Origin of the sequence: Halomonas sp. 3A7M (assembly GCF_014897875.1) — a bacterium.
Classification (GTDB): Bacteria; Pseudomonadota; Gammaproteobacteria; order Pseudomonadales; family Halomonadaceae; genus Vreelandella.
Genome location: NZ_JABUZD010000147.1, coordinates 1 through 21,920 on the forward strand (window position 1 = coordinate 1; position 21,920 = coordinate 21,920).

Sequence of the window (21,920 nt, forward strand, 5' to 3'; positions counted from 1 at the left end):
GGGTTGACCTTGGCCCTGGGGCGTCGTCCAGCAAGCGCGGTAGCGGTGGCAGGCTCAAATTACGACACGATTTCACTTAGCGTCTCCATCCTCAAGCTCTTCAAGCTTCCTACCGCTTTCTAGCCACTCATTCACCCAATTGGGTCGCCTGCCCCGCCCAGGCCGCCAAACTTGCCAGGGATCGTCTGGGTTTCTATAAGCCACCCCGCCGGTAACGTCAGCATTATCGGCGTCATTATCGGCGTCTAACGCGCTCTTTGGCTCAGCTTCAAGCGCTCTATGCTCCAACTCGGCATTAATTCTTTGCATCAGTTCGGTCAGCTGCTCTGTAGACATTTTTTGTATATTCAATCGCGTCATTGGCTTTTCCACTATTCTTGACTAGATTCAAACTTGGCTTAATAATGATTTAAAGTTGCAAGTTTGATCAAAAATTCATCCTAATGAGGAATGTCTTATGCGATATACCCTGGCCGCTGCGGTGATCGGAACTATCTCACTGCTATCACAGAATGCCTACGCTGCATCAGAAGAAGAATGCGCTATTTGGATTTGCGCACCAGGTGGTTTTGCTCCCTCAGAGTGCTCCCCACCGCATCGAGCGATGCTAGATAGAGTGAAGGATGGAAAATCGCCTCTACCACCGTTGTCAGACTGCATGTTAGAAGGGCGGGGAACTCCCAGCAACGTAAAGGGAGCGTCGGGCGTAGCAGCTTATATACCGCGAGCTTATCAGTGCGCCTCTTACGTAGACGTCTATAACGAACCAACTTGCGCCAGATATGATACTTTGCCCGCTCGCCATGTAAGAGGGCAACCGTGTATCCACCATAGCGACGAAAGAGGCGCGGAACCATGGGGATGCACACGAACAGACTACTACGTATCGATATTGGTGGATGGCGAGCCAATGGGGCCCATTTACTACTTCTCTCGCTCAGGGGAAGCGCTATAAGCTAGGAGAGGGGGGGCATTTCAGTAAATGTTCGGTGTCGCTACAATGCGTGCCCCCTTGCCCCACGAGCCCTGTAATGAAAAAAATACAACAGCACAGCGTAGATGTTGCATTCGAAAACCGAGAAGCTGCTGATATAGAAGTCATTAGACGTTCAGACAGACAGTGGTATTTCACGTTTAAAGCAGCAGAGCCATTAAGCCGAAAACTTGAAGAATACACGCTATCGACACAGCAAGGAGAGCTAAGAACCTGGGCAGATCCACGACGATTGTTTAGATTTTTATCAGAAAGGGGGGTTCGGCAAGGCACCTTTGTGCTGCATGATGAAGATGTTTCCCACGCAAGCGGGGATGGTGTTGAAGCTACCGAGTAGGTAGCTTGGTGAGAACGAAACGCCCCACTGCTTAATGACGGTGGGGCGTTTTGCGTTGGTAGTCACTGGAATCACTCCTAATTACGAGGAGTCGTCCAATCTTCACGTAGAGATAAACGAATTCCCTCTATCACTGGCAGCGTTTCTACCTCCGCTATCGCTGGGTAATATGCAGAAAGCAGTGTTCCGTCATCTTTTTTACACACTTTGATTTGGATATGCACGTTACCGGTATGGGCAAGATCTCCAAAAAATAAACAGTCGCTAGCTTCCTCTTTTAAAACAACGGGCTGACCTTGTATTCGCAAGCTATTCACAGTGATAACACTAATCGCATCAGCGCTCTCCTGTGCGATAGCCCATGGGGGAATTAGGGTCACGGCAGCACATAACGTAGCGCTGAGCATCTTCATATCGGATTTTCCTATTAATTTATGCTTTCAGTTTCAATGTGAGTTTTTCTTGCGTCTTTCTTTAATCCAAGCATTAATTGGCCTATAAATTAAAATACCTAATATTAGCGGAATCCCTATAAATAATAACAAATTTAGAAACTCACCAATCCCCGAGTGCCAGGAATGGACGCCAAAACCCATGGTATTCTCCTTAATCAATTGCGGCGTGAACTGAACACGCTACGACAAGCTGTAGCGCACAGAATTACTAAAGAAATCATACCTACACCTACCCACACCCAACGCTGCTCGAACGTACCATTGGCAGCCAGGTAGGTTCCTACTCCGAAAATCACACCGATCAAGGCCAGCAGCAGAAGCATTCCTAAAAGTTTGGTTCGCATTTCCTTTCTCCATTTAAGTTTTAATCAACTATCTTAAAGCCCTGTTGAGCCTGCGGCCTTTCCTTTAACTATTTTCTAATTCCATGGCCATGTACTGTTTTTCCGTTTCAAGGAGTACGGCCACCACAGCACCTTCTTTTTCGGCTGCTATCGCTTTTGCTCTTTTTAACCTGGGAAACCATTTTGCAGCAGCAGGTATACCCTTGACCCATTGGTAGACAGTCGCATCATTGTTTTTGTCATGCTTGTGAAGAAATTCATCAGAAGCAGGAAGCCACACCACAAAAGCAACATAGGATGGGCTATCAATACCTGGCAGTTTCGCTTGTAGCGCTGCCTGTGCTGCCTCGACTTTTACCGCTTCATGTTCCAATAACTTAGCCATGACTACACCTCTTTTCCTATGGTTTTAGTATTGCAAACGGAGGTAGATGCGTAGCTGTGCAGGGCTTACCGTCCCCTCTTTTAAGCTCTCGATATAACCCCCGCATTGTTCTACCGTAGAGCTGATATGCAGAAGCCTTCCCTCAGTGCGGCCAAGTCGGTCAAGGCTAACAACGACTAGGGTGTCACCTGCATTCAATGAAAGCAGGGCGGCATCAAGCTGGGGCCACTCTGATTCTGATTCTCCGGCTGTGTCAGAGAATATTGATGTACAACCGGCATCGCGTAGTGCCTCAAACTGCGGTTCGATATTCTGACCTGCGGTAGAGACTCGGGCATATCCGACCAGTGATTTACTCATTAGGGGCTTTTCCTATTGGTTCGGGTCTTTGGTGCCTAGCTGGATTTTTACCTGGCAATTAGCTTTGACCGCTTCTGCATCACTCTCTTGAGCTGCTAGCTGTGATGTGTCTGCTTTTGGATAAATGCGCTTCAGCTTGGTCAAATCTTGATACGCTACCTGAATCAGGGGTGGATAGCGCTTAGCGGATGCCTCGGCGGCACGTTTGAAAACATCGTTATTATCGTTTTTCATTGCGGTCACTTTTCCACTAGGTCTTCGTAGGTCAGTTCTAGGGCTGCTAATTGGCTGGAATAGCGCTGCAACAATTGATTGCTGACTTGCAAGCCGCTCTCCCACAACGCACTAAGCAGGTTAATAGCCTCTAGCTCGCGCTCCTGTTCTTGGGCCAACGCCAGCTCTTCGGGGTAGGCTTCTCCCTTGATCAGCTTGAGGGGGGTTTCAATGATCGTAAAACCGTTCAGCGAAGAGGATTGCTTGTTTAGTTTGTCCTTTCTACTGCGTGCCGTTTCAAGGCTTGTGTGGCTTGAAACGACTTCCGCCAGTTTGAAAAAATCCGTCTTGTCAGAACGCTTAATCATGTTGTCACAAGCACTGACTACGTAATGGGGCATGGTCTGAACTCCTACCGTTAAAGTGACTGACTGGCACGGTTGCCGCCGTGTTGTTCCAGTGTCGGCCTCCCGACACAGCTAGTATCTCAAAAATAAATCTTAATTGCAATGCAATTTAATAGATTTATTATCAATAAAGAACCCGCTAAAGCGGGTTCTTTATTTTCTTGTTGGAACATTTTTCTATTAGATTGAGCAAAACAAACATCGACATAAGTCCGGCTAGAGCAACCCCTGTTCCCGCTATTATGCTTGCAGTCATATTTTTCTCCTTTTCTTTAACAGTTATTCTCGCTGATGGCGACGCGGGCCTTGTCACGGATTGCAGTTAAAATCTCGCAGCCCTCGCTAAGCGTAAAGAGGCTTTGTCGCTCGAATGTGGGGGCTGGTTGTGACTTGTAGTGAGTATCAGTGCGCTCATAATCTTTGTAGCTGTGCAGAAGCTCATTACACGCTTCTTCGATAGCTGGCAGATTCGACTCTTGGAGTGCAGCGCCCAAGCGCTCATATTCATGCAAGCAGTCGGCGAGCCACATAACATCTGCGGCATGGCTGGGATCGTCAACATTATAGAGTCCGTTGTATGGGCTGTTCATACGAATGGCTATTGCTACTCGACCGACAAAACACAGCAAGCGTCCAGCCTCTAACGTGAAGTCTTTTGGATCATCGCTTTTCATTGCAGTCACTTTTCCTATTTTTACTGTTCCCGCTCGGGGGGATTTCGTGCGCACGAACTTTTAGCAGGTACGGTGCTATTCCTATATAAACCAGGACGCTTACTATTCGCCCGGAAAGTGTTGTTTTATCGCTTCCATAGCCGCCGAAACCGCCTTTTCATTCGGCAGTTCTCCCTCCACACATTCAATAGGCATTTCATCCTGCCAAAGAGGCAAGCTATATATCATCGTTTGCGTTCTAAAATTCACGCGGTAATAACCTTGTTCACAGTGTATTTTCTCTCTAACCAGCTCCCGCTCACCACCGCATAATGTGCATGGGAAAGCTGTAGCGTTAGCCTGCACACTTGCCATGATGGTTATTATCAGTACAGTACAGTTTCTCCACATATCGGCGTTTCCTATATCAGTTAAAGCTCAACCCAGCCCGCAGCCTGCTGAGCTAGCGTCATATACTTTTCACGCAGCTCGTCGGAGTCATGTGGCATGATTGCCCCGAATCCCTCACACTCTGTTACATACTCAGCACACAAACCGAGTTGTTTAAGCATTGCTTTAATCGTATCTGCCGTAGGCTTTTGATCCAGCAATTGCTCAACGCCCTCAAGGCGCTCTCGGGTTTCTGTCACCAATTTCATGCCCGCTTCGACCTCTGCCAAGTATTCTGCTGAGAACCCACTCATATAATGTTTTCCTATTTATCTACCAAATGTGCATTAGTGCTGAAAGAGCGCCTGATATAACAGCCCCAATGGCGACACCCCACCCCATTTTGACCACTAATGAATTACCAAACGTCACCATGCCGAGCGCTATCAATAAGTAAGCGAGAATCATGGGCTTTTCCCTTTAGATTTCACCGTAGGCTTGAACCAGCCTTTCGCGGTCAGATTCGTCTATATCATCAAATGACAAATCCATAGTTTCAGCGACCCCCATTACCAGCCACTTTGGCGCGCCTCCGTCAGCCATATAGGACAATGCTGTTACAGCACCGGCTTGGTAATTTTCGATATTCTCGTTAATGGCCATCGTGGTTTCCTATCAGTTGGCGTATTCAAGGCTCAAATCTGAGCCTTGTGTCAGTAGCAGCTTAGAATGAGCGTGGCGGCTGGCTTCACGACGATTCAATCCAAATGCCTCAAATACAGGCAAGCCAAAGCTAAGCGGCTTGCTGGCCGTCAGCCCACACTCATTACCAACTGTGGTAATTGCTGCATCTAGTGCAGTGCGTCGAGCTGCTAAAGGTAGCTCCCCAATGACACGTGCCTCGCGCATGTAGGGATATGGGTAGTCGCAACCAGTGGCCGCTGTTGACCAAAATGGGATGCTGGCGAGCGAAGCGAGTGCATGACACACCGCGATAGCAACCAGGCACCGGCTCCTCGATCTTCGACCGCCGCTACCGCACCAAACCGCGCCGCACCACCTTCATGATCAACATGGGGTTATGTTTTGAGAAGTTGAACAGTCATAAGATCCGTAACAATAACGACAGGAGTATCAAACAGCGAGGTTAGTCCTTTCTCGCTCTCAGATGCTACGACAGCGCCGCTAAAGGCTACATAGAGGTCAATTAACGCGCCTGGTTCTATTGGGCTTGGTAAGCGTACAGGTGGTGAATTTCGCACATCCTGCCCTTCAATCCATTCAATGCCGAGCCCCTGCACGTCAAATTCTGCATAAGAGAGTGTTTTGGTCTGCTTTGTATAGGGGTCTGCTTTCGAGAAAATCACCCTGATAGCTGTTTCGGGTCGCATGCTGCCTTGCCCTTGTTTTTCTGCTGTCGTAATATAATTAACAGTTAGGGCAGTGTTTATCGACTCTTGCGTTAACTTCTACCGTCTGTATCCAGTAGGTTTGCCGACTGAACGATACACGAATTAACCCCAGGGCTTTGCTCTGGGGTTTTTTCGTTTTTCTTACTCTAAATTTTCCCCTTCTCCGCATTTTGGTGAGCGGTGAGAATAGCTCATTATTCACACCCTTACGGGGGTAGCTATAGGTATAAATTTATAGGAAAAACTACAGGAAAACCTAAAGGCAAAAACTATAGGGTTAGGGGGGGGGTGATTATGCGTAGCAAGGGGGGGTGATTATGCGTGCCAAAAGGGGGGTGATTATGCGTAGCAAAAGGGGGGTGATTATGCGTAGCAAGGGGGGGTGATTATGCGTGGATAACTTTTTTTACCCGCTTATCTGCAGGAATTAGAATAGCATTTCCTTATTGTTTGTAAGAATTTGTTTTTTATAAATTAAAAGCAGAAAAGGGGGGTGATTATGCGTAGCTGCTTGAGGCAAAAAAAACCGGCCCGAAGGCCGGCTTTTCATCCCTTTAGCTGCTTAGGGGGTATGGGGGGTGGACTGGCTTTCATGAGGACGCCGCCTCTCACATGCTTTACGTCTGCCTGGGGGTAGACAGCCTGCACCTTTTTTAACGCTAGTAGAAAGCTATCTTTGAAAGTTTTAGCGCCGTCCTTACCTTTGTACTCTTGCCCAAATTGAGCCCTTAGATTGGCCCACCTCAAAAATAGATGGCTGCCATTAATGCGGTGAAGCCTGTCGGCCAGCATGGCGTAAGTATCCATTGCTAGTGCGCTGCCTGACAGCTCGTTTAGTGCGCGCAGGTCGAGCGGTACGGCGTGATCACACAGGGTAGTGAAATACTCTTGGCTGAACGTTATTTCACCTGGCCAGAGGGCTTTCTGGCCATCACTATCAGATAACCATGCCTCAAATTTTGCAATTGGCTTCCCATCGTAAGTAATAGCGCTGTTCGCGGTGGTAAATCCTAACGTCATGCTACACGCGGACAAGGCCATGACCTGACGCCTGAAGGACGGTATCGTCCCATTTTTACCACCTGTCACTTTATAGCCCAGCTGCTTCATGAACTGACTTGAACTATCGCCAACATCGATTATGGGGCTTTTCGTTCTAAGAGCCTGAGTATTGAGGTAGGCCATGACCAGGCGTGGCATAGGGCCATAGGGGATAGGCTGCTGAACAAATTTTTTACCGTCCCATATTTTACCGGCATGAATATAGATTCCGGCATTACCGCTGGTTCTTTCAAATTCTGTCCCATCAACTTTAGATCGAGGCAAACCTATCTGGCACATGATTGAGTGCATATAGGTTTTGTCTTTATCGGTGGGAGGGTTTTCTGCGATTAATAGCCCTGTATTAATAAGCTGGTGGCCGCGCTTGCTCAAGGGTTTAATCTTTTTAGCCTTACCTGGTAGAGCGGGGGAGTCTGCGTCGTCTGGTTTTTTTTCTTCGTCGCTACCAACCAGTGCTAAATTGCTCTGGGCAGGGGAGCCCTTTTGACTGTGCTGCTGCGCGTAAAGCCGTGCTACGTCTGTAGCTACTTCATACGACGCACCGCCTTTGATTAATATGTCCCGATACGCCGCCTCGTCAAAAGGCAGGGCAGTATCATTGCTATTTGTGCTCATTTAAAAGCCCTTCTGCTATTAACTTGATGCGCTCTTCGTGAATGGCTCCAACAGGCACGTTTCTATATAGAGTGGTTCGGCCAACATTAAGCGCCTTAGCTACATCACTTGCAGATTCACCGCTCAGTAGCAGCGTCCTTGCTTGTTTTTTCTTGGCGGGAGTCATGATTGTTTTTCTTCCGCCTTTTCGTCCTTGTCGTGCTGCGGCGCGTAATCCAGCGATAGTGTTTTCACGAATGAGGTTGGCTTGATACTCAGCCAGCGCTCCGAAAATACCGGCAATCATTCGCCCACTAGCAGTTCTGGTATCAATGGCTTCAACTAAAATTTCGAGCCGGACATTACGCGCTTCAAGGTCATTAATGATTTCAACGAGGTGTTGCAAAGAACGGCCCAGCCGGTCTAGCCGCCACACGACCAAGGAGTCTCCTGGGCGTAGAGCCTTCATGACATTATCTAAGCCTGGTCGCTCCTTCTTCTTGCCACTGATTTTGTCGTCGTAAATCTCAGCGCAGCCTGCTTCTTTAAGCGCGTCATGTTGTAACAATAGCTCTTGGTCGTCTGTTGATACCCTGGCGTACCCTAATTTCAATCCTCCGCTGATTACGTCCAGCGTCTGCCTATCTTCTCGATCTTTCATAAATGACCTGTGCTTCAAGGTAAGCCGAAGTGTTCCATAACTAGATTTTGTCAGGTTATCGGGATAAGTCAATTGGGATGGCAATCGAAACACTTTTATTCCAGTGAAAGCCGCATTCCTTGGTCGCGCCTTTCACTGTTCCATAAATGATCGTTTGCGCGACACTTGCGGGCTACGCGACGCAATCGGCCTGGTGTGTTCTATGGCGCCTGGCCAGGCCGTATGATCTGGTTAGGCTCTACACCATCTTGTAGGGTATCTTCATGTTTAAGCTAATCTCAAAATTTAACTGATCTGCCAGCTCAAGCAGCCATTCAAGTGATAATTCGCTCAGGTTTTGGTCGAGCAAAATTTCAATTTCCCGATAGCTCATATTGAAAGTAGAAGTACCCTTTCCTGTGCTGAGACAATTTAAGCGAATAAATTTTAATAGGTGTTCAGATATGTGACTTTTGAAGTAATCGGCAGAGCGAGCGCTCGTGTTGCTTGAGATTCTAATTTCTTTTAAGTCAATGACCTGCTGGAATGTCTTGCCATCGTTGTTGAATATAATCTTATATTTCTTAAAAAAATCTTCTATTCTAGCTAGCGTTGAGCGCCTGGGGTTTGCTATCCCCTTCTCAATTTTAAAAATCGACGTGATACTTAAACCTGTCTCGTGGGCCATATCTTCGCGAGTAAGCATTAAAAACTTTCGCGCCTTCTGGTACTGAAGCCCAGAGATTTTCTTTTCTTCATTGTTGCTTTTATATTCAATCTGAGTAGTAGGCCTTTGGGGGTCTGAGGTTTTTTTACTTTGGTGAGATTTAGCGAAAGAGTGGGGGGTGTCACTGCTATCAGTGATAAGATTAAACAGTTCTTTTCCGAAAGCATTGTTTTCGCGCAGGCGCATAGCGTGCTGTAGTTCGCTGGCTGCCTTGTAGGCTCTTCGTGAAGCGGTGTAAGGCGCCTCTGGCCCTTCAAATATAAAATCCTCTTCTTGCTTTGTTCCATTCTTTTCAATCCATACTGCCACCCAGCGGTACGGATTGCTTCGCAATAACGGAGTGCTCTTAGCATTAAAATTCGGCAGCTTTTCCATGAAATTTACCTATCCTAGAGTTTCTAAATCATTCTGCATTTTCGTGGCTGCATTAGGGGGTGTCGTTGCTTCAATAGGGTTTCTCTTGGGCGTAACTAGCTGGATTAGTCTTTCCCCGCTTATAATTGTTACGTCTGGGTGCTGCTTTGCGATTTCTCTTGCCATCTTGCCTGTTCGCCCAGTGTGAACAAAAATCCCTTTGCACCGGTGCTGCTCGATCAGCGCCACAAACTCTCTTACGTGAGCGGCGTTGATGTGGCCTGAATAACGTTTAGCCTGTACTAAGTAGAGCTGTTTGTTAATCCAAAATTTTCCATCTATGCCACCATCCCCGGTATAACGCTCATTTCGTTTCACACGACAACCTCGCCGCTCAAAAGCTTCGAGAATAAGCTCTTCAAAGACGAAAGGATCTACTCGTGCCGGATTACGCAGGTAGGCAATTTTTTGGGGTGTGCTGTCTAAAGCCTGTAGCCGTATCAGGACGCGCTTTGCAGTTTTCTGCCGCCATCTTCTTTTTTTGGGTGCTAATAATTTAATACACACCGCCAGTAATAGCGTCGAAGCCATTACCGCTAAAGGGTGCCAAGAGGATAGAAGCTGCGATAAGAAAGGGTTGTCGAACATTTATTGACCTATTAAAAAAGGCCGGTTATACCGGCCTCTTGATACTGTGTTTAGTTGTTTGGGCGCCATTGCAGCTTAGGGTCACCGCCGACTATTATCCCGGTTCTCTTGCATTTCTGGCTACCTAAGACCGCCCCCTCTGTGTACCTAACACCGTTCATGTAGCAGTAATAACCGACTTCGGCGGCGGTGTCGCTGTTGCTCACAGCCCTTGTTTCTAATATACGAACTTGGTTTTCTAACTGTCCCACCCGATTTTCTAAATTTCCCACGCTTTCCGTGGTAGCGCACCCAGCTAATACGCTAATGGAAATTGCTCCAATCAACATGCTTGCGGCTTTCTTCATTTGTTTGTTTCCTTTAGTGTGTGATTCGATGATGAGGTGTGTTTGCGATCTTATCAATTTTCATCGGCCCAGGCCTCTCGCTATAGCGTTATCCGCTTTGTGCTTACCTAAGTGGGCTAGGTTCAAAAAAGCATCGTAAAGCGAACAAGCTACGAAGGCTGCTGGGTAAACAGTTGCCGTTGAAGCAATGAGTTGATAGTCAGGGGAGTCAGTAGCGAAAAATTGATAAGCAATTAAAACAGTAACGACCAAGCAAACCAGCTTGCTCAGCGCTACAAACAGGCTTTGTATTATTGTTAACGCACTGTACAGCCTGCTTACAATTGACCGAGCGATCAATAGCAAAGTCCGCTTAAAAAACTTGCCAATATACGCTAAAATCCGAATAAGAAAATTTGCTTTTATGGGGTTAGGAGTGCCCCTTGGGGCACTCCTATATAAAGCATTTTCTTCTTCTGAAGCGTGTGGCTGAAGTCGTTCAAATTTTACGACCTTACCCATCCCCTCCTCCTTCAGTGTGAATTGCAAATTCATCAAGTTGACGCCCTTGGTCTAGGTATTGCCTTAGCCACTTCGGGCGGGTTCCCACTCCTGTCCATGTATGGAAAGGGTTCTCAGGGTCTTGATACTTCGCTTTTGCCGAGGTCTTGCCAGCCTGGGCTTGAGCGTTCAACGGTACAAATTCAATTTTGGTCACTGGAATCCTTGGCTCATTACCGTTAGGCGACCTCTTTTTTTTGGAAGTCCGGTTTTTAGGACTTGACATTGTGCTTGTTCCTTATACGATTACATTAGCACGCAAAATCTGAATTTCAAGGGGTAACGTGGTGCGGAGCAAAAAAATAAGATTGCGGCTAGTGGTTAGTGTCATAGCTGCCGTCAGTCATCAAAACCTAGCTATGGCTAATGGATCTCCTGTGTCGAGTGAGATTGAGCAGCTGGCGGCTCAGTGTGCGCCGAGCGTAGATCATAAAACGCTCGCGTATATCGTTGCACATGAATCAAGTAATCGACAGTACGCGATAAACGTCAACTATGGATCGCCTCAATTAGAGCGGCAGCCTACCAATCCTGCTGAAGCACTAGAAGCTATTGGGAGCTTGGAGCAGGCAGGCCACAATTTCGACATAGGGGTGGCTCAGATTAACTCTTCAAATTTCGAAGGGCTGGGGGTTTCAGCAGAGGAGTTGCTTGATCCATGCAAAAACATCGGGCAAGGCGCTGTCGTGCTTGAGGACTGTTATCATCGGGCTTTACGCAGAAACCCCGATGAGCAACAAGCACTTCGTATGGCGCTGTCATGCTACAACACCGGCTCTTTTGAACGTGGTTTCAATAATGGCTATGTGAGTCGCATTGAACGTGTGGCAGCGCAGGATCAAGTAGTTCCTCGGTTAATTGTGGGGCAGCCGGGCTCCAACCCGGACGAGCAAGAAAGCTCTTTAATTAAACAGCCAATTCAGCAGTTAGCCCACCCTAATGATAATGAATCCTATATAATGTCTGACGTCTTTAGTAGCGCTGCCAGTGATGCTTTCGATACAGCGCCTCCGGGTGCATTTAATTAAAGGTGATCAGCTCGTGAAGGTTTTTCTTATAACCCAAAAGCATCTGCTTATAGAGTATGAACGAGGGTTCGTGAAGGGGGTTGATATACAACGCCTTTCTGAAAATGAATGGGTTCCTATTTTTGATTTGAAGCGTGATACAGGCGAGCCATTCAAATGCAGTCTTAGGGTCACTGAAAGGGAGGAGGTGAAGAAATGGGTAGAACTTAACCGGTTGATCGAATGGATGCGAAATGATCTGAAAATTTACCACTGCACTATCTCTGCTACAGACGCCGATATTCAATACAGGAGCAACCAAAATGATGCTGATTAAAGCTACACGCTTCACACTAACCTTTGCCGTTTTAGCTTTGCTAATGGCATCCCCTGCCTTCGCTCAAGTGGACACCGCTTCTTCAGGGTTGGGGGCACTTGAAACTTGGATCACTACTTGGATACCTCTGGCTGCAACATTGGCAGTTATTGTGATTGGTCTTGGCTTGTGCTTTGGCATGGGCCGCATGGACATCGCTCTTCGTGTGGCACTGGGGCTTATTATTATTGGTTCTGCCTCGTACATTGTCGGCTTATTTATATAACCGCAGTTGGGAGAGGATATGTTCAAAGTCTTCAAAGGAGGACGTCGCCCCGCCATGGTTGGCGGGGTTCCCCGTAATGTGGCCATCATCATTTTTATGGTCTCGGCGACGTCGTTTATGCACCTTCATCTTTGGGCACTCGCGCTGCTCGCCGGTATGTGGTCGGTTTGTTGGAGCCTTTGCCGCTACGACCCTCAGATTTTTCGAATTTTAGGGCTGTGGTTTACAACCAAAGTGTTGAACATTCTTAGATCTACTGGACAAACCCGGCGCTATGGACGGGACATTAAAACGCCTTATCAACACTGGAAGGGTTCGACATATTTGCGTGGTCGGGGCCGCTGGGAGGAAGACGGATGGAAGCGCTAAAACATGATCGTCGGCCAATGGCTTTTTTAGCAGAACAAAGCGACGGTCGTTTCATACCCTATTGTCACCATGTTTCTGACACCATCATATCTCTTGAAGATGGTGGTGTTATGACCATATTCAAAGTGGATGGAAGGACGCACCTATCAGCTTCCGACCAAGAGTTGATACGGTGGGTTAGAGACCTATCTGCGCGTCTCCGGCAGCTAGGGAACGAGCATGTTGAAATCTACATTCATCATCATCATAAAGAACTGGAGCAAATGCCCTTTATAAAGGGGAGTGGCGGCTATTTTGTTCAACGCCTAACCAGCTCTTACCAGGAAAAATTTAAAGACACCCCATTAATGGTCAATGATTTTTACTTGACCATCATTTACCGCCCGATTGGCGATACTACTCAAAAAACCTTATCGAGGTTTGAGAAGCTATCAAGGCAAGAGCGTATAGAACAACGCCACGATTCCATGGCGCGACTGGAAGATATCGCATATCAGTTGTTTGGAATGCTGAAGAGCTACCAACCCCAGCGGTTGGGCATATACTACATGGACTCTGAAGGCAATAAAGAGCATCGCTTTGCAGAAGATCTGGAAGCCGATGATCAAGCCGATATTGAAGAAGAGGGCGAAGAAGCGTACTTCAATAGTCTGGGAACTACACCCAAAATGCCCACCCCCAAGGGGAATGTTCATACGTATTCTAGTGCACTAGAGTTTTTGGGCTTTCTTTTGAATGGTGAATGGAATCAGGTTCCTGTTTGCCGAAGCTTGATTAAAAACTACCTCTCTACTAGCCGTGTCGTCACAGCCTTATGGGGTGACGTTTTACAAGTGCGCTCTGAAGCTCAGAACACCTATATGGCTGGTGTCGAGCTAATTGATTTTGACGACGAAGACACAGAGCCAGGGCAGTTTAATTCGCTATTAAGCGCGCCCTTTGAATTTATACTGACGCACTCTTTTATATGCATGAGTCAGCCTGCCTCTAAAACCTTCTATAAAAAAGCGTTAGAGCAACTGGAAGAAACAAAAGACTTATCGGAAAGCCAGCAAGCAGCACTCAGGCGGGCTGCTGATGGGGCTGCGTCTGCTCACTTTGCCAGTGGGTGGCACCATTGCACATTATTCGTTTATGCCGATTCGCTGAAGCAAGCAACGCAAAAGTCACGCGATGCAAGAAACTTATTTGCTTCGTGCGGTGTGATGGCAGGCCCAATAGGCATGGCCTCTGAAGCTGCTTACTATGCGATGTTGCCAGGTAATAAAACGCTCGCCCCTCGGCCAGCTGTTTTGACAAGTGACAATCTCTTCAGCCTGGCATCGTTCCACAACGTCCACACCGGCAAGGTTACAGGTAACCCCTGGGGCCCGGCATTAATGACGTTGAAGACGAGCAGCGGCACGCCCTTTTACTTAAATCTGCACTCTACGCCTCGCCACGTTGACGCTACCGGCAAACGACCCAATGGCCATACGTTGATTCTGGGCAAAACAGGCGCCGGTAAAACTACCCTACTTAATATGATCGTAGCTCAAGCTACCAAATACAATCCGCGTATCTTTATGTTTGACCGTGATCGCGGCATGCAGCAAATGGTCATGGCCTTGGGGGGGTATTACCAGGTCATTAATGAAGGCCTGCCAAGCGGGTATCAACCCCTTCAGCTAGACCCTACTCCGCTCAATATATCGTTTGTTAAGCGCTTAGTTACGACTCTGTGCGAGATCCGGCTAAACGCAAAGCTCGGCAGCAACGACCGCGATGAGCTGTCAAAAGCGGTGGATGCTGTAATGGGGGAAGGTTCGTACTTTGAAAAATCAGAGCGGACTTTGACAGCGGTACAGGCTCACTTGCCCGCTCCTATTGTGTATGGCAACGAAGCTACTTTGTCCTCGCTGCTTGCCCCCTGGTGCCAAGGGGGGGAGTACGGTTGGCTGTTTGATAATCCAGTCGATGAACTATCACTAGATCATGATATTCAAGCTTTCGATATCACCGATTTTCTGGTCGAAAAGGGCGAACCTGCACCCGAAACACGCGCCCCGATGCTTATGTACTTGTTGTTTCGGATGCGCAAGGCCGTAGACGGCTCACGACACGTTATAAAAGTGTTTGATGAGTTCTCTACTTATCTCGATGACCCGATCATGGACGTTGAAATTAAGCGGGGTCTTAAAACAGACCGTAAGCGTGATGTGGTCTACGTGTTTTCAACACAGGAGCCGAACGACGCCTTAGATAGCCGCATAGGTAAAACGGTCAATCAGGCCGTGGCAACAAAAATTCTCTTAGAGAATCCAGAAGCTGACTATAACGATTATGTTCATCGGATGAAGCTCACGCCTTCCGAATACCAGGAGGTGGTCAATATACCAGAGGGAAGCCGTCATTTTTTGGTTAAGCAAGGCAGCATGGCGACGGTGGCATCGTTGGATTTATCTGGGATGGATAAAGAAATTAGCATTCTGTCGGGTACGCCCGATGGAGCCGATGAATGCGAACGCATTATTAAACGACTAGGCACCAATGACCCGAAAACGTGGTTAAAAACCTACTGGAGAGAATCATGAAAGCACCTCGACTTATAGTTGCAGTAGTGGCTTGTCTCGCTGTAAGTGGCCCTGCCCACGCTCAAATACCGACTATTGACGTAGACGCTATTTTTCGTATGGGCGAACAATTGGTTGAGCTTGAAAAGCAACTTCAAGAGCAGCAGGAAATGGTTCGCAATATGACTGAAGGCTTGTCGGGAATGGGAGATCAGTTTTTCCGCGATCTTGAAGGGGCTATGCCTGAAAACTGGGGTGGGGCAATGGGCCCATCTGGGAAATATGGGGCGCCCGGTCGGGAGATTCTGGAAGACCGGAATAGCAGTCTAGAGAGCATGACGCCGAGCGAAGCCTCTGAACATATTGCCCAGCGTCAACGTGAACATGAGGCCGCGAACTTGGCCATGCTGCAAGAGATTTACGACAACAATAATCGCGAACTTCGCGAAATGCAGGATCTTGCGGCGCGGATTCAAACGGCTGACACGCAGCGCGAAGTCCAGGATCTTCAGGCTCGCATTCAGACCTCTCAAGGGGCCATTGAAGCCAATAGTATGCGCTTGAACAATCTATCAATGCTGAGTAAGGCAGAAACTGAAATTCTCGAAAGAGAAAGCTATGAGTCTTTTCATCGCAGAGCTACCGGCGACGAAGGCGAGTCGTCTCAGCTGCGTCTTGTTCGATAATTTTTGCACCTCATTTCAAGGAGAGAATTATGAAAGCTAAGTGGATGACCTGTATCGCGTTATTTCCCCTGTTAGCCGCCTGCCAGGAAGACGCGAAACCAGTTGAATGGTGGATGGAACATACAGACGAGAGAGAGGAAAAATTAGAGGAATGCCGTAAAGATGAGGTTTCTATTAATTGCGAAAATGCACGCCAAGCCGCGTTTAATATTCGCGCAACAGGTGGCAATAATGGAGAGGAAAGGTCGTCGCTCCGTATAACACGATGATCTCTAAAGCGGTGCTTCGGACAGGGGAATAGATATGGCTTTGGATATGGAGTTAGGCGCCATTTTGTCTTCACAAATTGAGGACGTAGTCGACCTATTCGTTACCAGTGCGGTTGGGAATGTTGTCACAACTGCTGTGCCACTTGTGACTATAGCGTTAACCATGTCGTTAATGTTGCAAGGCCTTATGATGATGGTCAGTCCATCCGGGGAGCCGCTTAGCGACCTGTTAAAGCGGTTTGTTGGTATTGCGATGATTAGTTCATTTGCAACGGCCGGGGGCTTTTATCAGTCGGAACTTGCTTCGATGATAATGGGGCTCCCGGAGGAAATGTCCACTGCCTTACTGGTAGGAACGGGTATCTCGGCAGAAAATATAACAGACCTGGTAGATAATGCCATACAGGCTGGTTTGGCCATTATCGTTGATCTCTCTGCAGATGGTAACTGGCGAAATTGGGGGCCTTATTTTTTGGCGGCGATGTTCGCCACTATTTTGATAGTGGTGTGTGGGCTGACGTTAGCCTACATCCTTGTTGCCAAAGTGCTACTAGCCGTTACGGTCGCGTTTGGGCCTGCTTTCATTTTCCTCTTGCTGTTTAAATCCACCAAGGGCTTGTTCAGTAAATGGATTGGATCGGCTATTAACTACGCGCTTCTAATGGTATTGCTTGCTGCTGTGTTGTCTTTCCTAATGTCGTTTTTTGAAGTGGTATTGGCTGATGTTCGTGACGAAAAGCTGCCGTATTGGGACGGTATTTTATCAAGTGGCATTTTGGGCGTTGCCGCAGTCGTGGCCACACTAAAACTACCTGGCTTAGCTTCTTCATGGGGCGGCGGCATTGCATCATCCCTATTAGGTTTCTTGCCTTCTTCCTCCTCCGGTAAAGGCAGTGGCCCTGCGCCCCCTCCTCCCAAACCAGACCCCACACCCGACGGCCCTTCGCCAACTGGGCAAATACCCGGTGCCCAAGCCATCCCTGGTGCTGGTGAGGGCGGAAAGGGTGGTAACACTGGCGGCAATGCTGGCAACAGTGCTAGCAATTTAAAATACGCCCGTCGCTAATACCGGAATAGAGCGCCCTAGGGCGCTTTCGCTTGTTTGATTGCCAATTAGACTTGAAAATCCGATTTTCTTGTCTAATACTGATAGTGTAAATTTTACTCTTGGAGAGACGGAAATGAAGGTCTTCTTGGCCCTGCTGAGTTTAATGGCTGTGTTACTGCTTACTGGGTGCGGCACTACACATAAAGCGGCCCCAGAGCCCGATATGAGCCGTTTAGTTAACGTCAATCAATCTGTGCCTCCTGAGCTTTACGATTTGTACAGCACTGATTCAGAGCAGGAGAGCGAATAATGCTGGGGACTAACAAAGAGGTGGGTAAATCTAAACCACCCAAGGAAAAACAAGAAAAAATAAAAAAAGATGATTGGAAGCAATACCTATCAGAGCGCAATACGCTAGAAGCGGAAATCATCGGTGAGGCATATAAGAGCCGTTCAAGAGCCTGGTCGGTAGCGAAGGTATCCAGTGCTATTACCATAGGTTGCTTACTGGTGATGGCCATTTTAATTTATCGCTACAGCCAGCCATTACCTCCAAACCTATTAACCATTAACGATGATACGGGCGAAGTAAGCACGGTTACGTTAATGAGAGAAGAGATTAGCTATGGGACAGCTTTAGATCGTTATTGGCTTTCCCGGTATGTGGTTGCTCGCGAGACATACAACTTCTTCAACCAGCAAGAGCATTACGACACTGTAATGCTTATGTCATCACGGCAGGTTGGTGCTGAGTATGCTGATCAGTTCGGTGGTGATTCTGGCCTTGATGTTCGCTGGGGTGACAGTCGAACTATTCGTGTGAATGTGACCTCCGTAATACCCAATGAAAGTAATCCGGGCACGGCCACAGTCAGGTTTAACACTCAAGTTCGCGATCTTTCTCGCAGCAGGCCAGACCCCGTTGAGTATTGGATAGCCCAAATCAATTACCACTACCCCAACAGCACGATGACATCTACTCAGCGCGAGGTTAACCCGCTTGGCTTCCGTGTTCGTGGGTACGAAGTGCAGCCTGAAATGCTCGGCCCGCGTTAACAAGGAGAACGCCATGAAATATACAATCTATCGCTGCTTGTTAGCTGCTGGAACGTGCCTAGTTTCCCTTCCGGCCATGGCCGTCGATGATGGTTCTGTGTCGCCCTATGACTACCGCATTAGGACTGTGACTTATAACGAGCTGGATACAGTGCGTTTAGATGGGGTTGTGGGCATTGCAACGCATATACGTGTAGCCCCGAATGAGGAGTACATCACTCATGCGTTTGGTGAAGAAGGGGGATGGGCGTTCTCTAATGTCGAAAATAACTATTTCGTGCGGCCCATGGCCCAGGATGCCAATACGAATTTGACGATCGTTACCGATCGCCGCGTGTATCACTTCTTACTCAATTATATCGGTAGTTACACCATTGAGGAGGATGGTCAACAGGTAGAGCGCTTTATAGAAAACCCATGGACAATGCGCGCTGCGACTGTCGGCGTTCGCTTTGAGTACCCCCTTGAGGATGAAGAGAAACAGCGACAAGAGCGCGAACGTATGCGATTAGATGAGGCTTTGAGTCAACGGGATTCCAATGCCCCGGTAAATATGCGTTATCGGCGTTCCAACGCTGAAGATGCGCAAGATATAGCACCGCTGAACGTGTGGGACGATTACACACAAACATGGTTTAAATTCCCCCAAAATTCGGCTTTACCCGTGGTTTATCGCATCGACTCTAACGGTGAGGAAACTTTGGTCAATGTGACCGTAGAAGGCCCCTATAACAACGTTATACGGGCGAGTGGTGTTGCGCGTGAATGGCGTGTCCGCTACGGCGATCAAGTCATTGGCATCATTAATGATGGCTATAACCCTTCAATCGGTGGTCATGCGGACGGCACTACCTCCCCTAATGTCCGTCGAGTTATTAATACTGGGGGCGAAGATGAGTAATGACGTTAATCTTGATGAAGTCATCGATGGGGGTTTTGATGACCGGGGGGGGTTCTCGTCCTCCAAGACGCGCCGCATCGCTGGCTTGAAGGCGTTCATCTTTATATTGTTGCTCTTCGTACTAGGTCTCGTGGCGTTTGTGATTATTCAGGCGCTGCGGGAGAAGAACGAAGAACCGGCGGCAGGCGATATGGGTGCCAGTGAAGTATCGGTACCCAGCTACCGGTTTCCGAATGCCCCACCTGCAGCCGAGGAGCCGGAACCATCGGCACCCGTTGCAATAGAACCTATAACGCCGCCAGAAGCGCCCCAAGCGACGCCAGAGCCATCCTGGTCATTGCCAGAGGAAGAAACAACCGAAGAGGAAGAGCTGACGCCTGAGCAGCGCACCATGGCCCGCCGACTTAGTGGTTTTTCCTCCACACCTGGCGGAAGCGCTCAGCAGGTTTCTAGCAGCGGTGGCGGTGGCCAAGGTCTCCTCGGAGGAATGGCCGGCGGAGCCGGGGATGCCGGCAACGCATTTACAGACCGCCTCAATAGCGGGTCTCCTAGACGCATTCAGGCATCAATCCTTGAAAACCCGACATTAACCATACCCGCGGGAACGGCTATTCCATGCGGCACGGTTTCAGAGCTTGATACTACTGTGCCTGGCCAAGTGTCGTGCCAGGTTAGCCGACCTGTTTATGGGGCGGATAACAAGGTTCGCCTCATCGATCCCGGCGCTCACGTGACCGGCTTGGTGGAGGGGGGCATTTCGCGAGGTCAGGCCCGCGTTTTTGTAGCCTGGCAGCGTGCAAGAAACCCAGATCATGTGACCATCCAGCTTGATAGTGCAGGCGCTGGCCCACTAGGCGCTGCTGGTGTCGGTGGTCAAGTCAACAACTACTTTTGGGAACGTTTTGGAAGCGCTATGGCAGTTTCTGTTTTTGGGGATGCTAGCGAAGCAGCGTTTTCACACCTGGCAGCGAGCAGCTCATCAAGCGACACAACGATTAACCTGGATAATACGTCAGATACGGTCGATCAGCTCGCGCAAGAGGTTTTACGTGCCAATATGGACATTCCCCCTACCCTCTACACACCGCAGGGGCAGCCGGTCATTATCTACGTTTCTCACGATCTTGATTTTAGCGACGTTTACCGTCTTGAGGTTAAGTAATGAGCCGTCATGTATCGTCCAACCTCCGCCCGCTTCAAGAATATCTTGATGATGACAATGTGATTGAAATACGCATCAATCGTTACTTTCAAATAGTGCTTGATACCCGCCAAGGGCGGGTTATCAAAGAAAATTTAGCGATATCGCCAGTATATATACATAACCTGCTTTCATCGCTTCTAAGTATGAACCAGCTCCCGCGTAAGGCTATCAACAACGTCATATTGCCCGATGGCTCGCGGTGTATTTTTGTCTTGCCGCCTGCTGTTATTAACGACACGCTTCTGGTGGCAATTCGTAAACACTTACCTGTAATGCTCTCGTTAGAGGATCTGGATCAACAAGGCCGTTTTAGCACTACCAGCAACATGAAAATTGAGTCCGAGCAAGGGCTCCAGGAGTTTGAGCATAAGCTGCTTAGCCTACTAGAAGAACGTAATTTTGTTGAGTTTATGAGGCTAGCCGTAAAGTCAAAGCGCAATATCGCTATCGCTGGCACTACCGGCAGCGGGAAGAGTACGTTTACCCGCAGCCTTATGGGCGAGATCCCAAGAAGCGAGCGTATTATCGTTCTGGAAGACGTCCATGAGCCGGTGGCGGATGATACCCAGGAAGAGATTGGTTTTATGCTGTACGGCGAAAAGGGGCAGGAGGGGCGGCTTACCCCTTCTGAATGTATTAAAGCGTGTATGCGGTTAACTCCCGACCGAATCATTTTGACCGAGTTGCGTGATGATGCCGCATGGGACTATTTAACCGCGGGAAAGAGCGGCCATGGGGGGAGTATCTTTTCTGTCCATGCCTCTTCGGCATTCGATACTCCCGCGCGTATAGCGCAGCTAGTTAAACAATCGGTAGTGGGCCAGGCGCTCGATTATGATTTGATAATGCACACCATACACACCACGCTCGATGTGGTTGTTTATATGGAACATTACAATATTGTCGAGGTGCTTTATGACCCTGAATTTAAGAAAAAAATGATGATTGGCGCATCTTGAACGGGAGTAAAGCATGGGTGTTTTACAAGAGTTTGAAGCAAAGCAACGTGACTTGGAAAGACTGAAAAAAGAACTCGATAACCTAGAAAGCGACCCTCGATATACACGGGACAAAAGGTTCCTCACCAGCCTTGAAGGCCTCATGCGCGAATTTCAGAAAACGCCCAAGGCAGTGTTAGCCGAACTCGATGAGAACCCTCACCCGCCCTCCAAAAAACAGCGTCAAAGCAAAGCTCCTATGAAATATCGCAACCCTCATACAGGAGTAGAGATTGAAGCTAAAACGAAGGCCAACCGACAATTGAAAACCTGGATCAAAGATCATGGTGAATGGATTTTAGAAAGCTGGCGTGTTTCGTAAAGCTAGGCATGTGCCCAACGTGCTATAGGGCCATGTAAACATGG

General features: G+C 48.2%; 35 protein-coding genes. 15 read left to right on the top strand and 20 right to left on the bottom strand.

Annotated elements, in window-relative coordinates:
• Positions 1 to 72: 72 nt before the first annotated feature.
• Positions 73 to 360 carry an H-NS family nucleoid-associated regulatory protein gene (locus INT19_RS12820; protein WP_193061046.1) on the bottom strand — a complete coding sequence of 96 codons (288 nt, stop codon included), beginning with the start codon at positions 358 to 360 and terminating at the stop codon, positions 73 to 75.
• A 671-nt stretch (positions 361 to 1,031) separates the two neighbouring features.
• Here INT19_RS12820 and korA point away from each other — a divergent pair.
• Positions 1,032 to 1,331, top strand: a complete 300-nt coding sequence (korA, locus tag INT19_RS12825) for a KorA family transcriptional regulator (protein ID WP_193061047.1) — start codon at positions 1,032 to 1,034, stop codon at positions 1,329 to 1,331.
• 77 nt (positions 1,332 to 1,408) lie between these two features.
• Here korA and INT19_RS12830 read toward each other — a convergent pair whose 3' ends face one another.
• The 19 genes from INT19_RS12830 to INT19_RS12910 all read right to left on the bottom strand — a co-directional run bounded on the left by INT19_RS12830 (position 1,409) and on the right by INT19_RS12910 (position 11,019).
• Positions 1,409 to 1,744 (bottom strand): hypothetical protein, encoded by a 336-nt coding sequence (locus tag INT19_RS12830; RefSeq protein WP_193061048.1) that lies wholly within the window; start codon positions 1,742 to 1,744, stop codon positions 1,409 to 1,411.
• 197 nt (positions 1,745 to 1,941) lie between these two features.
• Positions 1,942 to 2,130 (bottom strand): hypothetical protein, encoded by a 189-nt coding sequence (locus tag INT19_RS12835; RefSeq protein WP_193061049.1) that lies wholly within the window; start codon positions 2,128 to 2,130, stop codon positions 1,942 to 1,944.
• Positions 2,131 to 2,194: 64 nt separating this feature from the next.
• Positions 2,195 to 2,515, bottom strand: a complete 321-nt coding sequence (locus INT19_RS12840) for a hypothetical protein (protein WP_193061050.1) — start codon at positions 2,513 to 2,515, stop codon at positions 2,195 to 2,197.
• 24 nt (positions 2,516 to 2,539) lie between these two features.
• Positions 2,540 to 2,875 (bottom strand): recombinase family protein, encoded by a 336-nt coding sequence (locus tag INT19_RS12845; RefSeq protein ID WP_193061051.1) that lies wholly within the window; start codon positions 2,873 to 2,875, stop codon positions 2,540 to 2,542.
• 12 nt (positions 2,876 to 2,887) lie between these two features.
• A complete protein-coding gene (locus INT19_RS12850; protein ID WP_193061052.1) occupies positions 2,888 to 3,109 on the bottom strand; it encodes a hypothetical protein in 222 nt (73 codons plus the stop codon).
• A gap of 5 nt (positions 3,110 to 3,114) precedes the next feature.
• Positions 3,115 to 3,489 (bottom strand): hypothetical protein, encoded by a 375-nt coding sequence (locus INT19_RS12855; protein WP_193061053.1) that lies wholly within the window; start codon positions 3,487 to 3,489, stop codon positions 3,115 to 3,117.
• A 278-nt stretch (positions 3,490 to 3,767) separates the two neighbouring features.
• Positions 3,768 to 4,169 carry a hypothetical protein gene (locus tag INT19_RS12860; RefSeq protein WP_193061054.1) on the bottom strand — a complete coding sequence of 134 codons (402 nt, stop codon included), beginning with the start codon at positions 4,167 to 4,169 and terminating at the stop codon, positions 3,768 to 3,770.
• Positions 4,170 to 4,271: 102 nt separating this feature from the next.
• The gene (locus INT19_RS19505; RefSeq protein ID WP_226924624.1) at positions 4,272 to 4,559 is read right to left on the bottom strand and encodes a hypothetical protein; all 288 of its coding nucleotides are present in this window, start codon (positions 4,557 to 4,559) and stop codon (positions 4,272 to 4,274) included.
• Between the two features lie 20 nt (positions 4,560 to 4,579).
• On the bottom strand, positions 4,580 to 4,852 hold the full coding sequence (locus INT19_RS12865; RefSeq protein ID WP_193061055.1) for a hypothetical protein: 273 nt from the start codon (positions 4,850 to 4,852) through the stop codon (positions 4,580 to 4,582).
• 19 nt (positions 4,853 to 4,871) lie between these two features.
• On the bottom strand, positions 4,872 to 5,006 hold the full coding sequence (locus tag INT19_RS19670) for a hypothetical protein (protein ID WP_264299266.1): 135 nt from the start codon (positions 5,004 to 5,006) through the stop codon (positions 4,872 to 4,874).
• A gap of 12 nt (positions 5,007 to 5,018) precedes the next feature.
• The gene (locus INT19_RS12870) at positions 5,019 to 5,201 is read right to left on the bottom strand and encodes a hypothetical protein (RefSeq protein WP_193061056.1); all 183 of its coding nucleotides are present in this window, start codon (positions 5,199 to 5,201) and stop codon (positions 5,019 to 5,021) included.
• A gap of 12 nt (positions 5,202 to 5,213) precedes the next feature.
• Positions 5,214 to 5,447 carry a hypothetical protein gene (locus INT19_RS12875; protein ID WP_193061057.1) on the bottom strand — a complete coding sequence of 78 codons (234 nt, stop codon included), beginning with the start codon at positions 5,445 to 5,447 and terminating at the stop codon, positions 5,214 to 5,216.
• A gap of 170 nt (positions 5,448 to 5,617) precedes the next feature.
• Complete coding sequence (locus INT19_RS12880) at positions 5,618 to 5,929, bottom strand: hypothetical protein (protein ID WP_193061058.1); 312 nt, start codon at positions 5,927 to 5,929, stop codon at positions 5,618 to 5,620.
• Between the two features lie 567 nt (positions 5,930 to 6,496).
• The gene (locus INT19_RS12885; protein WP_193061059.1) at positions 6,497 to 7,627 is read right to left on the bottom strand and encodes a replication protein RepA; all 1,131 of its coding nucleotides are present in this window, start codon (positions 7,625 to 7,627) and stop codon (positions 6,497 to 6,499) included.
• The gene (locus INT19_RS12890) at positions 7,614 to 8,267 is read right to left on the bottom strand and encodes a recombinase family protein (protein ID WP_193061060.1); all 654 of its coding nucleotides are present in this window, start codon (positions 8,265 to 8,267) and stop codon (positions 7,614 to 7,616) included. Before INT19_RS12890 ends, INT19_RS12885 begins: the two co-directional genes overlap by 14 nt.
• Positions 8,268 to 8,505: 238 nt before the next feature.
• Positions 8,506 to 9,348 carry a helix-turn-helix domain-containing protein gene (locus INT19_RS12895; protein WP_193061061.1) on the bottom strand — a complete coding sequence of 281 codons (843 nt, stop codon included), beginning with the start codon at positions 9,346 to 9,348 and terminating at the stop codon, positions 8,506 to 8,508.
• A gap of 9 nt (positions 9,349 to 9,357) precedes the next feature.
• A complete protein-coding gene (locus tag INT19_RS12900; protein WP_193061062.1) occupies positions 9,358 to 9,975 on the bottom strand; it encodes a restriction endonuclease in 618 nt (205 codons plus the stop codon).
• 407 nt (positions 9,976 to 10,382) lie between these two features.
• Positions 10,383 to 10,823 carry a hypothetical protein gene (locus INT19_RS12905; RefSeq protein ID WP_193061063.1) on the bottom strand — a complete coding sequence of 147 codons (441 nt, stop codon included), beginning with the start codon at positions 10,821 to 10,823 and terminating at the stop codon, positions 10,383 to 10,385.
• Positions 10,816 to 11,019 carry an H-NS family nucleoid-associated regulatory protein gene (locus tag INT19_RS12910; RefSeq protein WP_319022195.1) on the bottom strand — a complete coding sequence of 68 codons (204 nt, stop codon included), beginning with the start codon at positions 11,017 to 11,019 and terminating at the stop codon, positions 10,816 to 10,818. Before INT19_RS12910 ends, INT19_RS12905 begins: the two co-directional genes overlap by 8 nt.
• 220 nt (positions 11,020 to 11,239) lie before the next feature.
• Between INT19_RS12910 and INT19_RS12915 the strand changes: the two genes are divergently transcribed.
• From INT19_RS12915 to INT19_RS12975, 14 genes are all read left to right on the top strand, one after another.
• Complete coding sequence (locus tag INT19_RS12915) at positions 11,240 to 11,890, top strand: lytic transglycosylase domain-containing protein (protein WP_193061065.1); 651 nt, start codon at positions 11,240 to 11,242, stop codon at positions 11,888 to 11,890.
• Positions 11,891 to 11,903: 13 nt separating this feature from the next.
• The gene (locus INT19_RS12920; protein ID WP_226924628.1) at positions 11,904 to 12,206 is read left to right on the top strand and encodes a hypothetical protein; all 303 of its coding nucleotides are present in this window, start codon (positions 11,904 to 11,906) and stop codon (positions 12,204 to 12,206) included.
• Positions 12,193 to 12,471, top strand: a complete 279-nt coding sequence (locus tag INT19_RS12925; RefSeq protein ID WP_193061067.1) for a TrbC/VirB2 family protein — start codon at positions 12,193 to 12,195, stop codon at positions 12,469 to 12,471. The genes INT19_RS12920 and INT19_RS12925 overlap by 14 nt, the downstream gene beginning before the upstream one ends.
• An 18-nt stretch (positions 12,472 to 12,489) precedes the next feature.
• Positions 12,490 to 12,840 carry a VirB3 family type IV secretion system protein gene (locus INT19_RS12930; RefSeq protein ID WP_193061068.1) on the top strand — a complete coding sequence of 117 codons (351 nt, stop codon included), beginning with the start codon at positions 12,490 to 12,492 and terminating at the stop codon, positions 12,838 to 12,840.
• Complete coding sequence (locus INT19_RS12935) at positions 12,828 to 15,413, top strand: VirB4 family type IV secretion/conjugal transfer ATPase (protein ID WP_193061069.1); 2,586 nt, start codon at positions 12,828 to 12,830, stop codon at positions 15,411 to 15,413. The genes INT19_RS12930 and INT19_RS12935 overlap by 13 nt, the downstream gene beginning before the upstream one ends.
• Entirely contained in the window at positions 15,410 to 16,078 is a 669-nt protein-coding gene (locus INT19_RS12940; RefSeq protein WP_193061070.1) for a type IV secretion system protein, read from the top strand. Before INT19_RS12935 ends, INT19_RS12940 begins: the two co-directional genes overlap by 4 nt.
• A gap of 29 nt (positions 16,079 to 16,107) precedes the next feature.
• The gene (locus INT19_RS12945; protein ID WP_193061071.1) at positions 16,108 to 16,347 is read left to right on the top strand and encodes an EexN family lipoprotein; all 240 of its coding nucleotides are present in this window, start codon (positions 16,108 to 16,110) and stop codon (positions 16,345 to 16,347) included.
• 34 nt (positions 16,348 to 16,381) lie between these two features.
• Positions 16,382 to 17,413, top strand: a complete 1,032-nt coding sequence (locus tag INT19_RS12950) for a type IV secretion system protein (protein ID WP_193061072.1) — start codon at positions 16,382 to 16,384, stop codon at positions 17,411 to 17,413.
• A gap of 145 nt (positions 17,414 to 17,558) precedes the next feature.
• On the top strand, positions 17,559 to 17,705 hold the full coding sequence (locus INT19_RS19875) for a hypothetical protein (protein WP_446719027.1): 147 nt from the start codon (positions 17,559 to 17,561) through the stop codon (positions 17,703 to 17,705).
• Positions 17,705 to 18,451 (top strand): virB8 family protein, encoded by a 747-nt coding sequence (locus INT19_RS12955; RefSeq protein WP_193061073.1) that lies wholly within the window; start codon positions 17,705 to 17,707, stop codon positions 18,449 to 18,451. Before INT19_RS19875 ends, INT19_RS12955 begins: the two co-directional genes overlap by 1 nt.
• A 13-nt stretch (positions 18,452 to 18,464) precedes the next feature.
• A complete protein-coding gene (locus tag INT19_RS12960; RefSeq protein WP_193061074.1) occupies positions 18,465 to 19,352 on the top strand; it encodes a TrbG/VirB9 family P-type conjugative transfer protein in 888 nt (295 codons plus the stop codon).
• Positions 19,345 to 20,514 (top strand): TrbI/VirB10 family protein, encoded by a 1,170-nt coding sequence (locus INT19_RS12965; protein WP_193061075.1) that lies wholly within the window; start codon positions 19,345 to 19,347, stop codon positions 20,512 to 20,514. The genes INT19_RS12960 and INT19_RS12965 overlap by 8 nt, the downstream gene beginning before the upstream one ends.
• On the top strand, positions 20,514 to 21,515 hold the full coding sequence (locus INT19_RS12970) for an ATPase, T2SS/T4P/T4SS family (RefSeq protein ID WP_193061076.1): 1,002 nt from the start codon (positions 20,514 to 20,516) through the stop codon (positions 21,513 to 21,515). Before INT19_RS12965 ends, INT19_RS12970 begins: the two co-directional genes overlap by 1 nt.
• A 13-nt stretch (positions 21,516 to 21,528) precedes the next feature.
• Positions 21,529 to 21,876, top strand: coding sequence for a hypothetical protein (locus INT19_RS12975; protein WP_193061077.1), 348 nt, complete (start codon positions 21,529 to 21,531; stop codon positions 21,874 to 21,876).
• Positions 21,877 to 21,920: the final 44 nt, after the last annotated feature.